20 protein-coding genes are annotated in these 22,629 nt (G+C 62.3%); 16 read left to right on the top strand and 4 right to left on the bottom strand.

Annotated features, from left to right (window positions below):
* Positions 1–752: 5'-3' exonuclease H3TH domain-containing protein (locus tag VMW12_12535; GenBank protein HUZ50544.1), on the bottom strand; the 752-nt coding region annotated here is incomplete at its 3' end.
* Positions 753–792: 40 nt separating this feature from the next.
* Positions 793–3,132 carry a hypothetical protein gene (locus VMW12_12530; protein HUZ50543.1) on the bottom strand — a complete coding sequence of 780 codons (2,340 nt, stop codon included), beginning with the start codon at positions 3,130–3,132 and terminating at the stop codon, positions 793–795.
* Between the two features lie 263 nt (positions 3,133–3,395).
* Between VMW12_12530 and VMW12_12525 the strand changes: the two genes are divergently transcribed.
* The 9 genes from VMW12_12525 to VMW12_12485 all read left to right on the top strand — a co-directional run bounded on the left by VMW12_12525 (position 3,396) and on the right by VMW12_12485 (position 11,514).
* Entirely contained in the window at positions 3,396–3,905 is a 510-nt protein-coding gene (locus tag VMW12_12525) for a hypothetical protein (GenBank protein HUZ50542.1), read from the top strand.
* 7 nt (positions 3,906–3,912) lie between these two features.
* A complete protein-coding gene (locus tag VMW12_12520) occupies positions 3,913–4,143 on the top strand; it encodes a hypothetical protein (GenBank protein HUZ50541.1) in 231 nt (76 codons plus the stop codon).
* Positions 4,143–4,988 carry a fumarylacetoacetate hydrolase family protein gene (locus tag VMW12_12515; GenBank protein HUZ50540.1) on the top strand — a complete coding sequence of 282 codons (846 nt, stop codon included), beginning with the start codon at positions 4,143–4,145 and terminating at the stop codon, positions 4,986–4,988. Before VMW12_12520 ends, VMW12_12515 begins: the two co-directional genes overlap by 1 nt.
* A 1-nt stretch (position 4,989) precedes the next feature.
* Positions 4,990–5,370 carry a DUF4267 domain-containing protein gene (locus VMW12_12510; GenBank protein HUZ50539.1) on the top strand — a complete coding sequence of 127 codons (381 nt, stop codon included), beginning with the start codon at positions 4,990–4,992 and terminating at the stop codon, positions 5,368–5,370.
* Positions 5,371–6,163: 793 nt separating this feature from the next.
* Positions 6,164–7,285 (top strand): Re/Si-specific NAD(P)(+) transhydrogenase subunit alpha, encoded by a 1,122-nt coding sequence (locus VMW12_12505; protein ID HUZ50538.1) that lies wholly within the window; start codon positions 6,164–6,166, stop codon positions 7,283–7,285.
* A complete protein-coding gene (locus VMW12_12500) occupies positions 7,282–7,593 on the top strand; it encodes an NAD(P) transhydrogenase subunit alpha (protein ID HUZ50537.1) in 312 nt (103 codons plus the stop codon). Before VMW12_12505 ends, VMW12_12500 begins: the two co-directional genes overlap by 4 nt.
* Positions 7,590–8,987 (top strand): NAD(P)(+) transhydrogenase (Re/Si-specific) subunit beta, encoded by a 1,398-nt coding sequence (locus tag VMW12_12495; GenBank protein ID HUZ50536.1) that lies wholly within the window; start codon positions 7,590–7,592, stop codon positions 8,985–8,987. The genes VMW12_12500 and VMW12_12495 overlap by 4 nt, the downstream gene beginning before the upstream one ends.
* The gene (locus VMW12_12490; GenBank protein ID HUZ50535.1) at positions 8,984–9,352 is read left to right on the top strand and encodes a RidA family protein; all 369 of its coding nucleotides are present in this window, start codon (positions 8,984–8,986) and stop codon (positions 9,350–9,352) included. The genes VMW12_12495 and VMW12_12490 overlap by 4 nt, the downstream gene beginning before the upstream one ends.
* Positions 9,353–9,357: 5 nt before the next feature.
* Positions 9,358–11,514: an FUSC family protein gene (locus tag VMW12_12485; protein HUZ50534.1), complete on the top strand. Its 2,157-nt coding sequence runs from the start codon at positions 9,358–9,360 to the stop codon at positions 11,512–11,514.
* Here the strand turns inward: VMW12_12485 and VMW12_12480 are convergent.
* Entirely contained in the window at positions 11,471–11,986 is a 516-nt protein-coding gene (locus VMW12_12480; protein HUZ50533.1) for a DUF6790 family protein, read from the bottom strand. The two genes, VMW12_12485 and VMW12_12480, sit on opposite strands and share 44 nt — an antisense overlap.
* Positions 11,987–12,029: 43 nt before the next feature.
* Entirely contained in the window at positions 12,030–13,622 is a 1,593-nt protein-coding gene (locus VMW12_12475; protein ID HUZ50532.1) for a peptide ABC transporter substrate-binding protein, read from the bottom strand.
* Positions 13,623–13,743: 121 nt separating this feature from the next.
* On the opposite strand from VMW12_12475, the gene VMW12_12470 reads away from it, so the two are divergent.
* From VMW12_12470 to VMW12_12440, 7 genes are all read left to right on the top strand, one after another.
* Positions 13,744–14,214, top strand: a complete 471-nt coding sequence (locus tag VMW12_12470) for an Lrp/AsnC family transcriptional regulator (protein ID HUZ50531.1) — start codon at positions 13,744–13,746, stop codon at positions 14,212–14,214.
* Positions 14,211–15,305: an L-erythro-3,5-diaminohexanoate dehydrogenase gene (locus tag VMW12_12465; protein HUZ50530.1), complete on the top strand. Its 1,095-nt coding sequence runs from the start codon at positions 14,211–14,213 to the stop codon at positions 15,303–15,305. The genes VMW12_12470 and VMW12_12465 overlap by 4 nt, the downstream gene beginning before the upstream one ends.
* Positions 15,302–16,675 (top strand): KamA family radical SAM protein, encoded by a 1,374-nt coding sequence (locus VMW12_12460; protein ID HUZ50529.1) that lies wholly within the window; start codon positions 15,302–15,304, stop codon positions 16,673–16,675. Before VMW12_12465 ends, VMW12_12460 begins: the two co-directional genes overlap by 4 nt.
* Positions 16,676–16,819: 144 nt before the next feature.
* The gene (locus VMW12_12455) at positions 16,820–18,595 is read left to right on the top strand and encodes an alpha/beta fold hydrolase (protein ID HUZ50528.1); all 1,776 of its coding nucleotides are present in this window, start codon (positions 16,820–16,822) and stop codon (positions 18,593–18,595) included.
* 234 nt (positions 18,596–18,829) lie between these two features.
* Positions 18,830–19,162 carry a PadR family transcriptional regulator gene (locus tag VMW12_12450; protein ID HUZ50527.1) on the top strand — a complete coding sequence of 111 codons (333 nt, stop codon included), beginning with the start codon at positions 18,830–18,832 and terminating at the stop codon, positions 19,160–19,162.
* Positions 19,159–19,719: a hypothetical protein gene (locus VMW12_12445; GenBank protein HUZ50526.1), complete on the top strand. Its 561-nt coding sequence runs from the start codon at positions 19,159–19,161 to the stop codon at positions 19,717–19,719. Before VMW12_12450 ends, VMW12_12445 begins: the two co-directional genes overlap by 4 nt.
* Before the next feature lie 46 nt (positions 19,720–19,765).
* Complete coding sequence (locus VMW12_12440) at positions 19,766–21,955, top strand: sugar-binding protein (protein ID HUZ50525.1); 2,190 nt, start codon at positions 19,766–19,768, stop codon at positions 21,953–21,955.
* Positions 21,956–22,629 lie beyond the last annotated feature (674 nt).

The following is a 22,629-nucleotide window of genomic DNA, read 5'->3' as shown; positions in this document are numbered from 1 at the left end:
TCCAGCGTTACGTCGAGATCGCGGCGAATCGTCGAAACGTCCCGATAGAGCTTGGCTTCATCGCCGTGTTTGATGACGAGTTGCTCGAGTTTTGCGCTACCCGCGAGCGCCGGGTTCGCAACCAGCGCGTCCAGCGTGCCGGCGGCTTTGATCAGCTTGATCGCCGTTTTTTCGCCCACGCCCGGAATGCCGGGGAGATTATCGGACGGGTCGCCCTTGAGCCCGCGGTAATCCGGCAGTTGCTCCGGCGTCAGTTCGAAGCGTTCGTACACCGCTTGCCGATCGTAGCGGCCGAGGTCGCTAATGCCGCGCCGCGTCGTTAGCACCGTCGTGTTGTCGTCGACGATCTGTAATAAATCGAGATCGCCCGTTACGACGAGCGTTCGTTCGCCGTGTTGCGCGGCTTGTTGCGCGATCGTGGCGATGATGTCGTCGGCTTCCTGGCCTTCGATCTCCATCACGGGAATATCGTACGCCGCCAGCAACGCGCGCACCAAGGCGAATTGGCTGCGCAAATCGTCCGGCATCCGGTCGCGTTGCGCCTTGTACGCGCCGTAGAGCGCCACGCGGTCGGCGGGCAATCCTTTATCGAACGCGGCGATCACGTGCGTCGGGCGCTCGTCGGCGATGAGCTTGTTGAGCATATTCGTAAAGCCGAGTACCGCGTTGATCGGCGCACCGCTGCTGGTGGTTAAGGTCGGCGGCAGGGCGAAGAATGCCCGATACACCAAGCCGTACGTATCCAGCAACATCAAGGTTCGCGATCGGTCTTGCGCCATGCTCATATACCCGTCATATAACGATGGTCGATGTCGCGGCGGTAACGCGTCCATCGTCGGCCATCTTGAGGATCGAAATGGTGTACCGTCCCGGCTGAGCCGGTAGCGGAACCGACACGCTCGCGCCCGCGCTGCGTTCGACGCTCCACGACATCGTCTGCGAATCGGCCTGAGCGATCGTCAAGTCCGGCGGCGGCAACGAACGCCGCACGAAGCCCAGGACCTGCGCGTGTTCGCCGCTGGAATCGACCCACGGGTGCCACGTCGTTCCGGCAGGCGCGCTATTCTGCGTTGCCGCGAGCCCCACGGCCAACAATGCCGGTGCCGATTCGAAACGCGCGCTACCGGACGGCTCGCCGCGACTCACGCGCACGGCGATCGTCCCCGGGCCGCTCAACGCCTGATCTAGCGGAATCTTTGCGACAGCGCCCGCGCGCTGCAGATCGAGCGGAACCACGGCGGGGCGGCCCGGCGCATCGAGCGCGAGCGGCACGGCGGTCCAGTCCAGCGCTCCATCGCGAACGAACGCCGCACCCACGCGCATATCGCCCGGAGCGTCGATGGCCTTGAGGCCCGCATCCGCCGCGCCCCCATCGCTCGGTACGACCGCGATCTGCGCGCCGAGCGCGCTCTCGAGCGTGAAGAGCGCATCGCCGCGCGCACCCGCGAGCTCGCCGCGCGCTCGAATTTCCTCTCCATCGCGATACATCGAGCGATCGAGCACGATGTGCACGTTACCGCTGCCGGTGCCGCCGGCTTCGGCCGTCGCTTGCGGCACCATCTCGATTTGATTGGCATCCATAACCACCGCCCCATCGACGGTGGCCGAAGCGAAGATAAAATTGGTTCCCAGTTGCGCCGACGAGAACGCACCGCGCGCGTGCCCTTGCGCGTCCACGCGCAGCTTCTGCTCCTCGACCGACGTCCCGTGTTGCAACCGCAACGTCACCAATGCGCCGGCGACCGGCTTTCCGCTCCCGACGTCGTTGAGATAGACGTCGAACGCGGCCGGCGTCCCAAGCGTCTGCCGATCGCGATCGAGATGGAGACGAATCGCCGCGCGCCCGGTCGGCACCACGATTCGCGTGTCGGCGGTCGCACCGCCCGAAGAAGCTCGCACGCCGTACGTCGAGGCCAGGCCGTCGGTGGGTTTGGGAATCATCACGGTTGCATGCCCGCTCGCATCGGTGCGTACCGTCACGTCGAGCCAACGCGACGTGGCCCAAGGCGTGCCCGTGGGCGTGTAATCGACGAAGACGTGCGGCGAACGCACCACTTCGACGTGAACCGGAACGTCGCCGCGCGAGGCGGTGATCGTTACCGGCACGTTCGCCTTGGGGTCGCAGGCGGATGCGCACGAGCTCAGCTGCAGCGAGAGTCCGTTTGCATCGGCATCCACGTGCACGCTCGCGCTTCCAACCGCCCCGTCGACCTGCGCGAGGAGTGCGTAATCCCCGGCTGCGGCGCTCGCCGGCACCGGCAACGTCGCGACAAACGCGCCGGCCGCATCGATCGGAACGCTCTCTTGCGCGACCAACGTTCCGCCCTTGCGCAACGATATCGCCGCCTCACCCTTCGCAACGCGCATCGCTTCACCGGAACGCGTCCGCGCGAAACCGACCACGTTCACGCTATCTCCCGCATGGATGACGGCGGTCTGCGTGCGCACGCCGACAATCGTCGCCGGCAACGGCGCTTGCGGCAGCAGGCTGACGAACGCGTAACTCTTACCCCACTGCGCGAGCGCAAAGACCGGGCGCGGAGACCGATCCCAGGTGACGATGCCATGCGCATCCGTCAGGCGCGTGACAAACTTCGATCCGACGACGAACTGCACGCGCATGCGAGCGAGCGCGCGGCCGGAACCGAGATCGGCCCCGTAGAGCAAGATCTGCCCCGGTGTCTCTTTCGTAAGCAGGCCGACGCGCGTGCGGTTGATCCAGACTTGCTCGCCAACCTTGCCGCGCCGCGCTTCGACCACGAAGAAGCCTTGGCGGTTCCCGAGCGGCAGCGCCACTTCGTTAGAGCCGAATTGATAGCCGCCCGGGGGCGAGTAGCGAAATGTCGCAACCGGTTTACGCCCGCGCGTGTCGATGGCCCGAGGGCGCGCGTTCGAGCCCGCCGTCAACACGTCGCCCGGGTCCACCTGGTAGATGGCAAAATCGACCGGCGTGCCGGAATAGGTATCGAGCCGCACCGTCGTCGTCTTCCACGGCACGTTAGAATCTTGCGCAAAAAGGGCAAAGTACGCATCTAAGCTATGCAAATCGACAATAGGACGAGCGGCAAAGACCGGGGTGCTAGCGAGCGCAAGAGCGAGCAGCATCGCGAGAAACGTGCGAAAGACGAACATCGGCCCGACGGCCTTCGGCGGGGGAAGGTTGATGCCCCGCGCGCGAGTAAAGGCGCCCGTTAGTGGACGAGCAAGGAACCGGAGGGAACTCTACCTCCACGCGATGCCGTTTCTGCGGATGTGACGAGCAAACGAATCGGCTCGAAGAATTGCGCGAAAAGGACCACTATGCGGTGGTCGTGGCCTGCGGATCGTGCGGGCATGCCTTCGTTGCGCTCTCACGCAACTAATACTTGGATCTTTAACGAACGCGAGAACCGATCATGACGACCCTACAGCGGGCAAGCGCGCTCGCTTTGCTCCTCCTCCTGCCAAGCGTACCGGCATTTGCCGCCACCCAGCCGGCCCACGCAGCGGCCAAAAAGCCGGTCCCGCTGCCAACGCCGCACCTCTCGAAAGTCAAACTCCATACGGAATTCGTGGTCGAGGTGAACAAGCTCGGCCAGGTCGTGCGCGTGAAATCGGGCAAATCGTGCCCGAATCTAACCTTCAACGCGCAGACCTACGGCAACGTGCTGCAGACCTGGATTCGCCATCCCGACGGAACCGCCGAAGTCGGCCTCTACAAAGTGACGTACGACTACGATCCGCACGGCGCCAAGGTGACGCGCCACGTTTCGCTCCTCAAAGCCGGCGGCAATTGGGGTTCGATGCGCGGAGCGGCCAACCAGATGGTGGATGAAGCGCACCAAGAAGACCGGCAGAAGTCTCCGTCCCTTCCGGGGCTCAACAGCATCCTGAAAGCCACACCAACCCCGCACCCGCACGGCTAGGCCCGTTATGGCCAAGCGCAAGCGCCCGAAGGAACGCCCACCGATCCCTCGGGCGCTTTTTTTCGACGAAGCGGCGGATCGCGCGCGTAGCTGTGGATCGAAGGATGCATATCCCAGCGAGCAGCATGCACGCGCCACCGCCGCGATGAATGGTATGGCCGATGCGCTGAACGTCTACCGCTGCCGATACTGCGAGTTCTGGCATCTCACCCGACGTCGCGAGGAGTACATCGACTAATGCGTTTGGTTAGCTTTATCGACGCGCAGGGCCGCGTTGGGCCCGGCATCCTGGAGGGCGAGACGGTACGCGTCATCAACGCGCCCGATTTGCGTTCGTACATCGCCCTCTCGCCCGATCGGCGCAGCGCCGCCGTGGGCAGCGAGACCGTTGCGCTACGCGACGTTCGCCTGGACGTTCCGGTGCGGCCGCAGCGCAATATTTTCTGCGTCGGCCGCAACTATCTCGAGCACGCCAAAGAAGGCTCGAAGGCACTGGGCCTCGATCTCAAGCTGCCCGACGTTCCGACGTTCTTCACCAAAGCCCCAACCGCGCTGGCAGCGCCGGATGCGACCCTACATCTCCAAGCCCGCGTCTCCCCGCAGTACGATTTCGAAGCCGAGTTGGCGGTCGTCATCGGGACGCGATGCAAAGACGTCACCGAAGCGCAAGCGATGGACGTCGTGTTCGGTTACACGTGCCTCAACGACGTCACCGCTCGCGATCTGCAGCGCGCGCATCTGCAATGGTTCAAGGGTAAGAGCCTGGACGATACGTGCCCGCTCGGGCCGTGGATCGTCACCGCCGACGAAGTGGGCGACCCGCACGCGCTTTCAATCGGCTTCCGCCTGAACGGCGAGCAGAAGCAACGCAGCTCGACGGGAAGCATGATCTTTCGCATACCGCGCTTGATCGCCGAACTCTCCAAAGGCATGACGCTCGAACCGGGCGACGTGATCGCGACCGGAACGCCGGAAGGCGTCGGCTTCGCGCGCACCCCACCCGAGTTTCTCGCCGACGGCGACGTGATGGAAGTGGAGATCGAACGCATCGGCACGTTGCGTAACAAGGTCGACATTCGCTAACGTGCCCAACCTCGCGCTCGCCCTCTGCGGGCTCGCCGCAATCGGCTTGCTCTCCATCGGCACGCTCGCGCTCGTCTCCCCGCAACGGCTTTCGCGCAGCTACGGCATTCCGGTGCAAGACCCGGCCGGGCTCGCATTCGTGCGCGCGACCGGCGCACGCGACCTGCTGATCGGGCTCATCTTCGGCGCCGGCGTGTACTTTCAAGACGCGCTGCAATTACTGATTCTCTGCGCGATCGGCGTGCTGCTCTCCGTCGCAGATTTCACGATCGCGTTCTTTTCGAATGGGCGCACGATGCGCAGCGAGTACGCCGCGCACATCGGCGGCGCCGTCGCCTTCGCCATCCTCATCGCCCTCCTCGCCCGCCAACTCCACGTGTAACCGCGAGCGAGGCCTTCCAACTGCGGCCAAATCGCTCTGCATACTCGACACAGATGCGACGCCGGACCCGCGCCATGCGCAAGAAGAGCCCCTGCCGACCGCACGGGGCTCTTCTACTATCCTGGGTGAATGAAAAACGCTAGCGCTTAACTAGTTCGGCAGAAGGTTCGGATGCTTTGTCAAGAGAGAGGCTGGGCAGTCTTGGATTTTGAGATGATCGGGAAGCACTGCAGCCAAACGTTTCAAGTCTAGCGGTCGAAGCCCCAACGCTTTCATCAATGGGGCCGACGCACTTGGCATCGCCTGCATCAGCTGAACGTTATCGTGCATGCGATACACGTACCCAAAAACGAGGCCTTTCGCATCAACTATTTGCTTGATCTGCACAACCCACGTTCCAGGCCCCTTCCCCTCTGGTAGGATGTCGCCGTAAACGTAAGGCGAGTGTCCGCAATGCAAGCCATTCGGAAAACTCGGACTAGCCGATCCTTTCCCGAAAGCCAAGATTGCCATCGTCAACGCAACCAGAAAGAGCTTCAAACTACACAAGTTGTTTGCCTTGGCTTTCGCATTTTTGAACCGCGCTGCCAGCAGACAGGCCACCAGTCCATTGAAAGATACCACCCTTTAAAATCGCGTATATAAAACGAGTATGGGCGGATAAACCAACGATTTTTGCCCACACCCGCCGCCCGATTATTCTTAATACACGATTGCTTCCCTCCGCCATTAAGCCGAGATTCCCCGGCGGCGCGACCGGAGGGTTAGGCCGTATGGCGCGGAACTCGCGAGCATGATCGTAGCCGTTCCACGTGAGGCCGCCTCCAACGAACGCCGCGTCGCGCTCGTGCCGGAGACCGTCGCCCGATTCGTCAAGGCCGGAAACACCGTGCGCATCGAACGGGGGGCCGGCGCCGCGGCCGCCTATCCGGACGAACTCTATACCGCCGCCGGGGCGCAGATGGCCGAGAGCACGGCGCAGCTTGCCGGCGACGCCGATGTAGTCGTCACCGTAGGGCGCCCGAGCGAAGCGGTGCTCGCAGCAATGAAACCCGGCGCCGCGGTCGTCGGCTTTTTTAACCCGCTCGGCGACCCCGCGTACGTTGAAGCGCTGGCCCAACGCGGGCTCACCGCCCTCGCGATGGAGATGATCCCACGCATCACGCGCGCGCAGTCGATGGATGCGCTTTCCTCGCAGAGCAACATCGCGGGATACAAAGCGGTGCTCCTTGCAGCATCCGCCTTGCCGAAGTTCTTCCCGATGCTCACGACGGCGGCCGGCACGATTCCACCCGCAAAGGTTTTGGTGCTCGGGGCGGGCGTCGCTGGATTGCAGGCGATCGCCACCGCGCGCAGGCTCGGCGCCGTCGTTAGCGGATACGACGTGCGGGCCGCCGTGCGCGAACAAGTGCAATCGCTCGGCGCGCACTTTCTCGAGTTCGATCTCGGCGCCGATGCCGAAGGCAGCGGCGGATATGCGAAGGAGCTCACGCCCGAACAGCAAGAGCGGCAACGCACCTGGATGGTCGAGCAGATCGGCGCAAACGACGTCGTTATTACGACGGCGCTGGTGCCGGGGCGCCGCGCCCCCGTTCTGGTGAGCGAAGCGGCGATCGCCGCGATGAAGCCCGGAAGCGTGATCGTCGATTTGGCGGCGGAGGCCGGCGGCAACAGCGCGCTCACCAAGGCCGACGAAATCGTGATCTCGCCAAACGGCGTGCAGATCATCGGCACCACCAACTTAGCGGGGAGCATGCCGTACCACGCAAGCATGCTCTACTCGCGCAACGTGTTTGCGCTCCTAACGCCGATGGTCGTCGACGGCGCGTTCGTCGTGGACATGAACGACGAGGTGGTGCGCGGCGCGTGCATCGCCCGCGACGGCAAAGCACTCGTAGGAGGAAACAAATCGTGACCGACGTTACGCACCTGATGACGCTGCTCACCGTGCTGGTGTTGGCGGTGTTCGTTGGATTCGAGGTGATCTCGAAGGTGCCCACGACCCTGCATACGCCGCTGATGTCCGCAACCAATGCGATTCACGGGGTCGTGATCGTCGGCGCGATCGTCGTGGTAGCGAATCTGTTTGGCGTGCAAGGGAATAACCCGCTGCTCACCACGCTCGCGATTATCATGGTGACGCTCGGCGCGATTAACGTCTTCGGCGGCTTCGCCGTAACCGAGCGAATGTTGCAGATGTTCCGGCGGAAGGAGAGCAAATGAACGTCGCGATTTCCCTCGCGGACTTAGTGGCGATCGCGCTCTTCATTCTCGGCTTGCATTATCTCAACGCGCCGCCGACGGCGCGCCTGGGGAACCGATTGGCAGCCGTCGGCATGTTGATCGCCGTCATCGGCGTGCTGGTAACGACGCTCGGCATCGGCTGGTGGGCCATCGCGATCGGCGTGATCCTCGGCGGGACGATCGGCGTTCTCGCCGCCGTCAAAGTAAAGATGACCGCGATGCCGCAGATGGTCGCGCTCTACAACGGTGCGGGCGGCGGCGCGGCGGCGCTCATCTCGACGGTTGAATACTACGTCTACGCCTCGGGCTCGAACCCGATCGATCCGGTGATCTCGGTTTCGCTCATCCTTTCGGCGATTATCGGCGCGCTGAGTTTTGCCGGCTCGATCATCGCGTTTCTCAAACTGCAAGAGCTGATGACCGGCCGGCCCATCACCTATCCCGGGCAGCAGTTCGTCAACGGCATCCTGGCGCTGAGCGCCGCCGCCATCGCGGTCTGGTTCGTCGCCACCGCCGGGACGCTTCCGGTGTGGGCGTATCCGGTGCTGCTCGTGGTGGCGCTCGCGTTGGGCGTGCTCTTCGTGCTGCCGATCGGCGGCGCGGATATGCCGGTGGTTATCTCGCTGCTCAATTCGTTCACCGGCGTCGCGGTCGCGATCACCGGATTCGAAATCAATTCGACGCTGCTCATCATCTGCGGCGCGCTCGTCGGGGCGAGTGGTACGCTGCTCACCGTACTGATGGGCAAGGCGATGAATCGTCCGCTCACCAACGTGCTGTTCGGCGCATTCGGTGCGGCCGGCGGCAGCGAGCCCGCGGGCGGCGCCGGCGGTGGCCCGCAGAACGTTCGTAGCGCCAGCGCCGACGATGTGGCCGTGATGCTTGCCTACGCACAGAAGGTGATCTTCGTGCCCGGTTACGGCATGGCGGTCGCGCAGGCGCAACACAGCGTCAAAGCCCTGGCGGACCAGCTTGAAAAGCGCGGCGTCAAGGTTGCCTACGCGATTCATCCGGTCGCCGGACGCATGCCCGGACACATGAACGTCCTTCTCGCCGAAGCGAACGTACCGTATCCGCAACTGCTCGATATGGAAGACGTCAATCCCGAATTCCCAACCACCGACGTCGCGCTGGTGATCGGCGCGAACGACGTTACCAATCCGGCCGCGCGCAACGTGACGAGCTCGCCGATCTACGGTATGCCGATTCTCGACGTCGATAAAGCTGCGAACGTCGTCGTACTCAAGCGGTCGATGCGTTCGGGATTCGCCGGGATTGAAAACCCGCTCTACGAGATGCCGAACACTTCGATGCTCTTCGGCGATGCTAAAGCGTCGGTCGATGCCCTGACGGCGGCCGTCAAGGCGCTGTGAGCGCGACGCGCCGGCACATCGAGAGCGGCAGCGTGTGGGAGACGCGCGTCGGTTACTCGCGTGCCGTGCGCGTCGGCGATTTTGTTTTCGTTTCCGGCACGACGGGAGATGGAGCGGATGCGTACGAGCAGACGAAAGCCGCGATCGCTCGCATCGAAGTCGCCTTGGTTGAAGCGGGATCCGCGCTCGACGACGTCGTGCGTACGCGCATTTTCACGACGAATATTGCCGATTGGGCGCCGATCGGCAAGGCGCACCGCGAAGCCTTCGCGGACATCCGTCCCGCCGCGACGATGGTCGAGGTGTCGCGGCTGATCGCACCGGAGATGCTGGTCGAAATCGAAGTCGACGCGTACCTGAGGTAACGCCCGTGGCAACCAAACAACGGCGGAGCTTCGGCCACGCGGCGCATAGCGCATTCATCTTCGACACCTCAAAAATCGAGCTCGGCTACGTCGCGCGCTGCACGGTCGGCGTTGCCGTTCCGTTGCTCGTCGCGCTGGTGCTCGGATATCCGGCGTTCGGTTTAGCCGCCGCGATCGGCGCCTTGAGCGTGGGATTTGCATCGCAGCAGGGCGTCTATCGTACGCGCGCTGCGGCGATGCTGTGGACTGCCTTCGGCATGGCGGTCTCGACCGCCGCCGGATCGCTCGCCGCGCCGCATCCTATCGCCATGGTCTTGGTGGCCGTTGCTTGGGGCTTCGCATATGGGGCGCTCGTCGCCCTCGGCCCGGCGGCAACGGTCGTCGGCCTCAACTCGTGCGTCGCGTTGGCGCTCGCCAGCGCGTATTCGCTCGATGGACAGCAGATTCTCGTGCAGTCCGGGCTCGTGCTCGCCGGGGGACTCTTGCAGACGCTGCTGCTCGTTGCCATCTGGCCGATGCGGCGGTACGGCATCGAACGCAGCGTACTTCGCGATGCCTATGCGGGGCTCGCCGTCTATGCGCGAGCGATGGCGGGCGGAACGCACGCATTGCCGGATGCGAGCCTCTTCCAGAAAGTGCGCGCGGCGCTCGCCGACCCTCAGCCCTTCGCCCGCCGGCGCGACCTCGTCGCCTTCTCGGTGCTCCAAGACGAAGCGGAACGCATTCGCTCCGCGCTCGCAGCGCTTACCGCGGATCACTATTATTGGGAGCAGCAAGGGGAACGCGCGATGTGCGCGGCCATCGAGCATGTCGGCTCGACGTGCGCGCTCGTGCTCGAGGCGATCGCGACCGCGCTCGATCGAGCGAGCGAACCGGAGGCGCAAGACGGTTTGTGGGAGGATGCGCGGCACGCCGTCGATACCGTCAACGCGCGGCCGGGAGCGCGCCAAGCATTCGCGCAAGCGCAAGCGCTTCTCGGGCAACTGCGCGCCGCGTGGCGAAGCGCGGGTTTTCCGGCCGAGGCTCCCGCGCCCGAAACGCCGCCGCGGCTGCGCCCACACGTCGATCGGTGGAGCGACGGATGGCTCGCGATACGATCGAATCTCAATCTGCGTTCGCCGGTGGGGCGCCACGCCGTTCGCCTCGCGCTCGCTCTGGGGCTAGCGATGCTTTTCGCGCAGCGCCTTCCGGCGGCTCGCGGATACTGGATACCGCTCACCGTCGTGCTGATCCTCAAGCCCGATTTTACCGCCACCTTCGAGCGCGGCTTCGCCAGAATCATCGGAACGTTAATCGGTGCCATATTCGTAACCGCGCTGGTCGTGTACGCGCACCCGACTGCCGACGTCTCGATCGAATTGGCGATCGTTTTCGCGGCGCTCGGATACGTTGCGTTTTCGGTCAATTACGCGCTCTACACCCTCACCGTGACGTCGTTCGTGATCATGCTGCTCGCGGTGCTCGGAACGCCCGAGCATCAAGCCGTCGTCGATCGCGTGATGGACACGTTCATCGGAGGCGCGCTTGCGGCAATCGCGTATCTGGCCTTCCCCACCTGGGAGAGCGGCCTCACGCGCGAGCGACTCGCCGATTTACTCCAGGCCGATCGCGTGTATGCGGACGTGATCTTCGCCGGCTATATTTCGCCCGCGGCGCGGGACGAGCAAGCGCGACGAGCTGCGCAAAGCACCGCCTGGCAAGCGCGCGTCGCGGCCGAGGCATCGGTAGACCGCATGGCCACCGAGCCGGCGCGCGCGGGCGGCATTCCGCAGGACGTGGCGGTGAGCGTGCTCGCGCATTCCCAGCGCTTCGCGCTGGCGTTGCTCACGCTCAACGCGCAAACCGACAACACCGCGACCATCGAGCGCCCCGCGTTACGCTCGCTCGCGCGTCGTCTAGAGGAAGCGCTCGACGCCGATATCGCAGCGGTGCGCACCGGCGCACCACCGGCGCCCACGCGCTCGCTGCGAGACGGCTATCGCGCTTTGGAACGCGTGGCCCGCGAGACGCAGGATCCGGACGCCGATATCATCTTGGCCGAAACCGATCTGTTGGTCGATAGCCTCAATTCTCTCACCGAAGCGCTGCAGCGCGGCTCGCAGGGAGAAACGCCGTCGCCTAGCGCCGATCGGCCTCAAGACGCGACAGCCACATCAGGATGATAAAGACGGCCGGGATCGCGAGATCGCCGAGCCATAGAATCAGCCCCGCATTTCCCGGCGCATAATTTCGGCAACACGCAATCTGCGCTAGATGTTGCGCGGCGGCGGCAAAGCCGAACACCACCACCGGAATCGTCACGGCGGCGCGGTATGTGTAACCGCGCCACAACGCGCCGAGCGCCACGATCGCGATGCCGATTTCGAGCCAGCCAAGCTCGTACTCGAACGGGCTCGGCTGCCAACCGATACTTGGCGCCGCAATCTGTTGGAAGTACGCGTGAAAGATCCCACTCCAGATAAACCCGATGCCGACCGAGTAGAACAGCATCTCGCCCCAGAGCACGTAGGCGACGTTATGCGGCCGGCGCCCGATGCGCAGGCGCCGCGATTTCACCGACGTCGTCACGATCGCGACGAGCGGCAAGAGCACGAACACGTTGCTCAGGACGGTTTTAATGACGGCGGCAATCATGAAGTCCTCGCTCTCTTACCACGGCGACGTGCATCGATACGTACTATACCCGCCATTGCCAAGTATTCCAGGTCGGCAGAAACGGGTTGGGGCGGAAACCGTGAAGCCGCGTTCGATACGCATAGATGTATCGCGCGTTGAAGAGGTAGAGCACGGGGACGCGATCGGCCACGATCCGCGCGATGCTCGCATAGAGGCTCTTGCGCTCGCTCTGCGATGCCGACGACAGGGCGCGGCGCTCGAGCCGATCGACCTGTGGGTTGCACCATCGCATGTAGTTTGCCGCACCCCCGCACGCGAGTACGGCGGAGTCATCGGGATCGGCGCCGAGCGTCCACGGAATATAGGCTAGATCGAAAGCACCGGTCGCGAGCGTTCCGTGCACCGGCAGAAAGAGTTGCGCGTTGCTCACGCTCTTGATCGTGACGCGGATGCCGCGCGAGCGCAGCTCCGCCTGCACCGCGGTCGCGACGGCGACGCCGGTAACCGATTCGGGAAACTGCACGTAGGTAAGGTGCAACGGCTCGCCGCCTTTACGACGCACGCCGTCGGTTCCGCGAATCCACCCGGCAGCGCGCAGGAGCGCGTCGGCGCGAGTCGGGTCGTACCCCGGCTGACGAATCGTCGGGTCGTATGCCCACGAAAATTGCGGTTGGATCGCATTGGTCACGGGGTAGGCGCCGAGCGTAATCTTCGCGCTGATGGCGTCGCGATCGATCGACATCGCAATCGCACGGCGCACGCGCACGTCGTCAAGCGGCGGATGCGTCGTATTGAATGCGAGCCCCGCAACGACCGCGGTGGCCGTCGTGCGAAAGCGCATCCCGGGCTTGCCGCGAATAATCCCCTCCTGCATCGGCGCGATCAGGTTCCAATCCAACTGTCCCGATTGCAGCATCACTAAATTCGTCGAAGGATCGGGAATGATGCGGATATCGAGCGCGCGCACGTGCGGTTTCCCGCGCCAATACAGGGGATTGGCGCGGTAGCGCAGCGATTCGCCGTGGCTCCACGAGACGAACGTAAACGGCCCGTCGCCGACCGACGGATCCGCATTGAAGGCCGCCGTTGCAAGCGGACCCTGCGTCTGCAAGATGTGTTTGGGCAACACGAACTGCGGCGCGATGCCGTTCGAAAAATAGGTCACCACCGCCGGCGCCCACGGATGACGCAGGTGCAGCACCACCGTGGAAGCGTTGGGAGCGGTCGCGCGATCGATCAGATCGTACCCCTCGTGCGAGCGTACGGGGTTGCGCGGGTTCAAGATCGCATGCAGGGTGAAGAGCACGTCGGCGCTGGTGACGGGGCGCCCGTCGCTCCAGCGCACGTTGGGCCGAAGCACGTACGTAATCGTGCGGCCGTCGCTCGAGATGCCGCCGTTCGCTCGCGTGGGAATCCGAGCGAGCAGCACCGGCACCGGCCGGCCGCTCTGGTCCAGGTCGATAAACGGTTCGAATGCCAGCCGGGCGAGCTGCTGCTCGACCGAGGCGGCGTCCGGGTGGAGGAAGAGTGGGTTCAGGCCGCTGGGATCGGCGGCGATATCGAAGCGGACCACGCCCGCCGGTGCCGACGACGGCCCAGGGCGACTGCATGCAGCCAGCAGGGCGAGGGCACAAATGGCGGTCCAACGCTTCACCTGAGGGTCGTTCGCGCCCGCCGGGGCGCTACCCGCTCCTCCGGGGGTTGCGCCGAACAAATACCTGGTGCTATAGTTTATCGGCCGAATATCCTTCGGCAAAACCGACGGACAACCAACGATGATTTTGGCAAACGACGAACTCGACGACCTCGATCTCCAATTGCTCGATGCGCTGCAGCGCAACGCGCGGTCGACATTTGCCGAGCTCGGCGCTCTCGTCGGGCTGAAGGCGCCCGCAGTACACGACCGTGTGAAGCGGCTCGAACAGCGCGGCCACATTCGCGGCTACGCGGCCCAGCTCGACGCGCTGCGGCTCGGACTCATCCTCGTCGCGTTCGTCAGTTGCTATACCGCTCCGGATACGAAGTACGACGAATTCACGCAAGCGCTCGCCGCGATGCCGGAAGTCTGCGAAGTGCACTCGGTCGCCGGTGAAGAGTCGTTCGTCTGCAAAGTGATGACGCGCTCCACCCAACACTTGGACGAGTTGCTCGGGCGGCTCAAAAACGTGCCGGGCATGGCACGCACCAAAACCACGATCGTTCTCTCCACACCGTTCGAACGCGGGGGCATTTCCGTAACGCCATGAGCCTCGCTTTCGAGCGTACCATCCACCCGCTCGGCACGCATCGCGTGCTCGAGCCGAGCGGCTCCATGCCGCAGAGCGCCTGGAAGATCGACAATACGCCGGTTGCGTTCGACAACGAAATTCTGTGCGACGTCGAGACGCTCAACATCGATTCGGCATCGTTCAAGCAGATCAGCGATGCTTGCAGTGCCGATCCCGGCGCGATTGCGGCGCACATCATGGCCAACGTGCGCGAACGCGGCAAGCAGCACAACCCCGTTACCGGTAGCGGCGGCATGTTTATCGGCTACGTACTCAAAGTCGGCAAGGAACTGCGCGCGAAGATCGATCTGAAGGCCGGCGACCGCATCGCTTCGTTGGTTTCGCTGACGCTCACGCCGTTGCACATCGAAGCGGTCACCCGCGTCGACGTCGAGACCGGTCGCGTCTGGATTCGCGGCAAAGCGATCTTATTTGCGAGCGGGCTGTGGGCGAAGCTGCCGGCCGATATCGACGAGAGCGTGGCGCTCGCCGTCCTCGACGTCGCGGGCGCACCCGCACAGGTTGCTCGGCTCTGCAAACCGGGCCAAAGCGTCGTCGTCATCGGCGCCGACGGCAAGAGCGGGCTGCTCTCGTGCGCGCAGGCGAAAGCCGCGGTAGGCCCGAGCGGCCGCGTCATCGGCGTTGCGCCCAGCGCCGACACCGCATCGGCCCGGCTGCTGCGCGATGCGGGGCTCGTCGATGCGTTCGTCGTCGCCGACGCGCGCGACGCGCTCGACATCTGCGAGCGCGTTCGCGAACACCTTCCGCACCTCGCCGACGTCGTCGTCAACTGCGTCAACGTGCCGCAGACGGAGCTCGGGTCGATCCTGTGCACGAAGGACGAAGGGACCGTCTACTTCTTCTCCATGTCGACGTCGTTCACGGCTGCGGCGCTCGGCGCCGAAGGCGTCGGTAAAGACATCACGATGATCGTGGGCAACGGCTACGCCAAAGGCCACGCGGAGATCGCGCTGCAGACGCTGCGCAACCATCCGCAGATCCATCGCTATTTTAACCACCGGTACGCAACACCCGGCGAACCGCCATCCCCGCAAGGAACATCACGATGAGCGAGATCTCCCACCTCAAACCGCCCGCAACTGCCGAACAGTTCGAGTATCAAAACCTCAAGCAGGGCGAGTTCTGGCGCCATATTCCCGCATATCGCGATGTGGATGAAGCGACGTTCCTCGACCATCTTTGGCAGCAGAAGAACGCCGTCAAAACGCCCGCCGAACTGCTGAATACGATCAAAGACGTGTGCTCGCCCGCATTTTTCGCCGATGTTGCCGAAGGCTTTACGCGCGCGCCGATGGCGGTGCGCGTCTCGCCGTACGCGATCTCACTGATCGACTGGAACGATCCGGTCAACGACCCGATTCGCCGCCAATTCGTGCCGCTCGCATCGACGCTTCTCCCCGATCATCCGCGGCTTACGCTCGATTCCTTGCACGAGCAAGACGACTCTCCGGTATCCGGTTTGGTGCATCGCTACGTGGATAAAGCGCTCTTTCTGCCGCTCAACACCTGCCCGGTGTACTGCCGCTTCTGCACCCGCAGCTACGCGATCGGCCCCGACACGGAGAACGTGGATAAGGTCTCGCTCGCGAAAACGCCCAAGCAGTGGGAAGACGCTTTCAAGTATATCGCCGAGCGGCCCGAACTCGAAGACATCGTTATCTCCGGCGGCGACACCTATCAGCTACCGCCGAAAAACATCGAACTGATCGGTAACGCGCTGCTGGATATCCCGCACGTGCGCCGCATGCGCTTTGCTACCAAAGGCCCGGCCGTGATGCCGATGAAGATTCTGACGCATCCCGAGTGGCTCGACGCGCTCACCGCCGTCGTACAGCGCGGCCGCAGCATGGGCAAAGACGTCGTGCTGCACACGCACTTCAACGCTCCCGAAGAGATCACGTGGATCACCCAACTGGCGATGGCCAAGCTCTTCGAACGCGGCATCTTCACGCGTAACCAATCGGTGCTTATCCGTGGCGTCAACGATACGCCCGAGCGCATGCAACTCCTGGTGAAGCGCTTGGAGTATCTCAACGTGCACGCGTACTACGTCTACATGCACGACATGGTAAAGGGCGTCGAGGAACTACGGACCACCATAAAAACCGCGACCGACATCGAGAAGTTCGTCCGCGGCAGTACCGCCGGATTCAATACGCCTACATTCGTATGCGACGCGCCGGGCGGCGGCGGAAAACGCGACGTGCACTCATACGAGTATTACGATCGCGAGAACGGCATCGCTGTCTACGCGGCTCCCAGCGTCAAGCCGGGCAAGGCGTTCGTGTACTTCGACCCGATCGACAAACTCTCGCCGGACGCGCAAGCGCGCTGGGCCGTGCGCGAGATCGCCGATCAAATGATCCACGAAGCCGTCCTACGCGCCGGCGTCGGCGACGAACAACTCGTCTTGGCCTAGGGGTGCACGATGGTGCCAAGATTCCCGCGAGCTAATTCGCAGGAGTGAAGACCGTTCTCGGCTGAAGCCGTCGAATGTGACGCCGGGCCCTCGGCCTGATCTGTAGCAAAGGAGCCCACCGGCGGCCCGCGGTACGACGCCCTCATGATCGCGACGCTATTATCCGTAGCGCTCTTAGCCCAGACCGGGTCTCACAATGATCCATCGGCACAGCGGCTGCAATCGCGCTCGTGCCATGTCGGCAGAAAGCACCTGCCCGCCGAATGCGGAACGTTCGTCGTTCCCGAAAACCGTTCTCTGCCGAGCGGCCGAACGATTACGCTCCACTTCATCATCATCAAAGCGGAGCATCCCACGAACCGCGCGGTCGCGTTTAACCCAGGCGGTCCTGGCGTTTCATCGACGGCCGAGGCGGAGGGACTCGCCGACGCCGGTCGCGCGTCGGCGTTTACGCAGCTGCGTGACAAATACAACCTACTTCTTGTCGATAATCGCGGCACCGGCCAATCTGCACCACAGAACTGCGATTTCGATCCGCGCGCGCATCCCGAGTTGTATTTCGCGCAGTTGTGGCCCGACTCACTCGTGAAACAATGCAGGGATCGCCTTTCCCGCCACGCCGATCTTAGCGACTACTCGACAATAGCTGCCGCCGCAGACCTAGATGATCTTCGCGCCGCATTGGGCTACCCAAAGCTTGTCCTTTATGGTGGCTCCTACGGGACGCGTTTCTATCTAGCATATGCCCGTCAGTATCCGGAGCACGTTCAGAGCATGGTGCTCGATGGCGTTTCGCCACCACATTTCGAGATTATTCCACTTCAAATGGCGGAGGGTGCCCAGGTGGCGATGACTGCACTCATCGAGGCCTGCAAGGCGGACGTCACTTGTTCGAAGCACTTTCCGTTATTCAAACAGCACTTCGCCGCTCTTGTTCAAAGATTTAACCATGGGCCGTTGCATATGCAAATTCGCAACGCCGTTACAAACAGAATGCAGACGGTGGCGTTGTCGAAAGAGGTGTTTGTTGATCGCCTCAGGCAGGCGCTCTACTTCTCATCAAAGGCAGCGTACATTCCCGTGATCATCGAGCGGGCTTACCGCGGAGACTACGCTCCCCTCAGCAGCCTGATTGATCAAATGACTCACTTGTTTGATGGGCTTCTGGCCGATGGCCTCAACCTTTCCGTTACCTGCGCGGAAGACATACCTTTCATTACCGAGGGTGCAGTTAGGCGTGTAAGCGCAAACTCGTTCGAAGGTGATTTGCGCATACGCGCGCAGCAACGCGCTTGCCGAATCTGGAACGTGAAGCCGGTACCCGCATGGTTTGTCGACCCGGTTCGCAGCGATGCGCCGATACTCATGATCAACGGCAGCGACGACCCAGCCTCGCCTGTATCATCAGCGCGGGAGGCACTTCCATATCTTCCCAATGCTCGCATGCTGCTCATCAAGGGCGGCTCGCACGATAGCCCAAGGCCACCCTGTACGGACACGCTCATCGTCGCCTTTATCCGAGCCAATTCGGCAAAGGGGCTCGATCTCGGTCGCTGTGGTCAAAGCTATTCCCGGCCACCGTTTGCGACGCTCGCGCCTTACGAATCGGCCCCCGGCGAGCACGTTGCGCTCACGATGCGCTTTCGGAAGCTCTTCCAGCTCATGATGAGTGGGCATCTCGATCGCTCGCAACTCAAGCCCGCTGTTTCAAAAGAGTTCAGCGATGAGGTGATGAAATCGTTCGTCGCCCAGGTTGCCGGCCTTGGACCAATCGAAGGCTTTATTTACAAGGGATCACATCCCTCAGTCAAAGGCACAACATACCTGTACTTGGTGCATTTTGAAAGTGTGGACGCTATAGGCTCATTCACTGTCGACAAACGAGGTCGTATCTCCAATCTCGACGTCTCTCCCGGATAGCCGATCGACAGGCCCCTTACTTGGCTGACATTCCTAATAGCAAGAAGCCCAGAATCGCCATGACTTCGGGCTTCAACGTGTAGTGCCAACGGGAATCGAACTTTCGAGGCGCCGCACGGATCCCGGTCGCTCTGCACGATTTGAGGCCTGCCAAAGCCTCCTCACCCCTCCCGTCGGCTGAGAAAAAGCTGACGGTTTGACAGAGGACCTTATATTATCTATTATGTGGATATTATGGCGAAAGGTGAGTATCTCGGCGAGTTCGAGCACGTCGTTCTGCTGACCGTCCTCCGTTTGGGCGACGGTGCGTATGGGGCGATGATTCGCGCTGAAATCGAGCGTGTTACGGGACGTTCTCCCGCGATCGGCGCGGTCCACGCGACACTCGAGCGTCTCGAACGGAAGCGACTGGTCTCGTCTTGGATCGGCGAGCCGACCGCTGAGCGCGGCGGCAAAGCCAAACGGCACTTCAAGATCGAGGCTGACGGCGTTTCGGCACTCAAAAATGCCCGACACACCCTGGAACGACTTCATGCGGGTGTGTCGCTACGGGACGCAACCGCGTGAGGCCACCTACCCTCGCTCAAGCGCTTGTCGTAGCCGCCGCTCCTGAATGCGATTACGAGATTGTTGCTGGTGATCTGCATGAGGAATACCTTCGCATCATGTATTTGAGCGGGGCGAAGGCTGCAAATCGCTGGTATTGGACGCAAACGGTGCTTTCAATACCGTCGCTTCTCTCGTATTCCAGATCGAACGAGTCGGCGCTTCGCCGCATTGGCGTCGCACTACTTGCGCTCGCTGTACTACTCGAGATGTTCTTTGTGGTCGTGCTGATCGATACGGTAGTCCAGACTGGATTCGGATGGTTTTGCGTCAACTGGACTGCTGCAGTTGTTTTCGGCGCGATCCTTGCGCGACTCGTTCGGACCGACGGTCTGCGCGTAGCGTTTAGTGCAGCGCTATTTCTGGTTCTGTGCTTCGTTATTCCGGCGCTCGCAGGCAACCCCGATTCTCAAGCACCACTTGGCGCCTGGATTGGGCTTTTGGGAGTCATCCCGGCGATGTGCATCGGCGCCAGCTTTTATCAGACCATCAGACGCAGGATAGATAGCGTGCGCTAAGACAGCGCGCCGACATCACTAATTAAGCACCATTTTAGGAGCCTTCATGAGAATCTTCGCACGAGGCGTGCTTCGTGTCGCCGCAACGCCGCAATTGCTCCTGTCCACGGTGCTCCTCTGTGCGGCTGCTCTACCGGCGGCCGCGAACAACCCACCACCCACCCTCACACTGCCCGCCGCGCCTGCGCCGATGATAAACGGCGACGTGAATCAGTCGTGGGGCGGCGCTGCAACGGTCCATCTGGATTACGACTTTACATATCACCGCCCGGCGACCTCGCCGGCGGCGGTGCGCGTAGCACAAGACGGTACCGCGCTCTACGTCGCGTTCGAAATCACGCAGAAGGGCGTACTCATGGCCAGCCAGCACACCAACGGCAGCTCGGTATTAAGCGATGATTATGTCGGCGTCTATCTCAGTCCGCGAGGGACCCAGGGATTTTTGTACGCGTTCTTCGCCAATCCGATCGGCACGCGCTATCAAACCTCAAGCGAGAACAGCGCGTACTCACCGGAATGGACCGCCATCGCCCACTCGACCCCTAACGGCTATGACGTCACGATGCGCATCCCGCTGAGCATCATTCGCTCGGGTGGCTCGCACGATTGGCGCATGCAATTCGTGCGCTTCTCACAAGCAAGGAATTCGCTCGACGTATGGGCCTACTCGTCCATCGCGAGCTCGCCGTCGGATCCGACATTCATCGGCATGGTGAAAGGCGTCGGCGTCGCGGCGGCCGGATCGAAATCGGCGAGCGTCCGCAACCCGGCACGTCTGCAGTTGTACGGTCTTGGCGAGGCGACGAGCCGCATAAACGGCGGCAGCACCTCGCGTGTCGGCGCGGATTTCTCCCTCCCGATCGATCCGACCGCGTCATTCGTCGGGACGTTGCACCCCGACTACTCGAATGTGGAGTCCGATCAGCAGACGATTGCGCCGACCGCGTTCGCCCGCCAATATGTTGAAGTCCGGCCATTCTTCACCCAACTGGCGAGCGTCTTCAACTACAATTTCATCTGTGTCTCGTGTCCTCTAACGCTATACACGCCGGCGATTCCAACGTTTTCGCAAGGCTATGGTGCCGAGGGCACACAGGGGCGCGTGTCGTTCGCCGCATTCGACGCGCTCGGTGTGGCCCGTACCGACCAAGCTGAGACCGCGAACTACTCCTACGAGGATCCACGGCAAATGTATGGCATCGAGACCCAGCGTGTCGCGGTTGACGCCTATGGACTCCACGACGACACCTCCTCGCTCGATTTTGGTTATCTCAACCAACATACTCACTTCGGCGTCTACGGCAACAATGCTTTCGAATCGGGATCGCTGGTCACCGACGGCGCGCAGGCCCAAGACCGGGAGTATGGTTTGCTATACTCAACGGCAACGAGCAGCTATGTGGCCGGCGTGCAGCGGATCGGCGCTCAATTCAATCCTCTCGACGGCTACGTCGCACAGAACGACATCTTCGGTTATCAAAGCCTCCTGCAGCACACCTTCAACTTCACGCCGTCGTCTTGGCTTCACGATGTCAGCGTTCAGAATTACTACGCGCGATACAACAATCATCTGGGCCTGCTCGCACAAACGGACGAGGAATCGCAAGTCAAGTTCGACTTGAAAAACTTGCTCTCCGTGAAGTTCTATGCGACTTCCCAGGGCATCCGCACCGTTGCGAACGAGTTCCTACCCTTTAACGGCAACGGCGTCAACATCGGGTACCGTGAAAACACGAACACGCCGTCATACGTTCAATACACCGGCGGCCCGTACTACCATGGCGAACTCGACGCGTGGACGTATCTCCTCACGCTGCCCGTAACCCGCCGTATCCACCTTACACTCGAGACCGACCAGGACCGATACCTAACCACCTATCCCGGCGAAGTTTCGAGCGATCAATGGCTGGAGCGCCCCTCGCTCGACTGGCAGCCGAACAAAGCGTGGCAGTTCGACCTCGGAGTGCGCCGCATCGTTGGTCCGAATCTCCCCAACGCGTTCCAAGCGCTGACGTACGAAAGCATCTATTGGCCGACATCTACCTGCAATATCGCAACGGGAAATCCGTACCAGCCCGGGTGCTTCGTCAAGGCAGACAACGTCTCACTCGCGCTGCATTACTTGCGCGGCCACAATGAATTCTATTTCGTCTACGGCAATGCCAACAACCTCAACACCGAACCAGCCCTGTTCGCCAAATGGATCCTCTATATCGGCGCACAGAAGGGGCAATAGACACTTCATACGCCTACCGCGAAGAAGTCGGCGCCTGTGCGGCACGGCACGCCGACGACACAGTATACGGCGGCAACAATATCAACGGCGGTATGGCGTTGCCCGATAACGCGGTGCGGGTCGACATTTGGCGACTAGTCCGGCAGGCTTCCAATATCAGTTCGAGTCGAATCCGATGCGGGCGCATAACGAAGCGTCGTCGGAGAACACGAACTTCGGGCCGCTCTGGGTCGCGCGGCGCGCTGACCGACGGCGGCTATACCGTCACCATGGCGATTCCGATCGCAGTCACCCACGGCGCGTGTGCTGCCGTGTAATTCTGAACGGAGCCGGTTCATCTTTGTTATTGAAAGGTCGAAGAAGTTGCTTAGAGCCGCGTTTGCAAGCAGCAAATGAGTTGAATTCTCGAAGTGGGGTCCCGGCAGGTCCCGAGCGTTACTAAAACCCTCGATTTTCAGGGATTTCCGCTTTTTTGCCCCGGCCGTTCCCGCCCGATTTCGTCCGCTCTGTTAGACGGACCACTAATAGTCAAATAGCTCCTGCGGATTTGTACCCAAGCCATCAATGGGCTGCCGGCGCCAGCATTTTCCGCTTTGCCGCGGCCTTTCGGCGATCTCTAAATCGCCAGCCGGTGCCGGCGTTTTGCGCGAATCCGCCCTCAGCCGTGTGCGGAA

This window comes from Candidatus Dormiibacterota bacterium, from assembly GCA_035532835.1.
Classification (GTDB): domain Bacteria; phylum Vulcanimicrobiota; class Vulcanimicrobiia; order Vulcanimicrobiales; family Vulcanimicrobiaceae; genus DAHUXY01.
The sequence above is the reverse complement of the archived record's forward strand: the minus strand, read 5'-3'. Positions and strand labels throughout refer to the sequence as shown.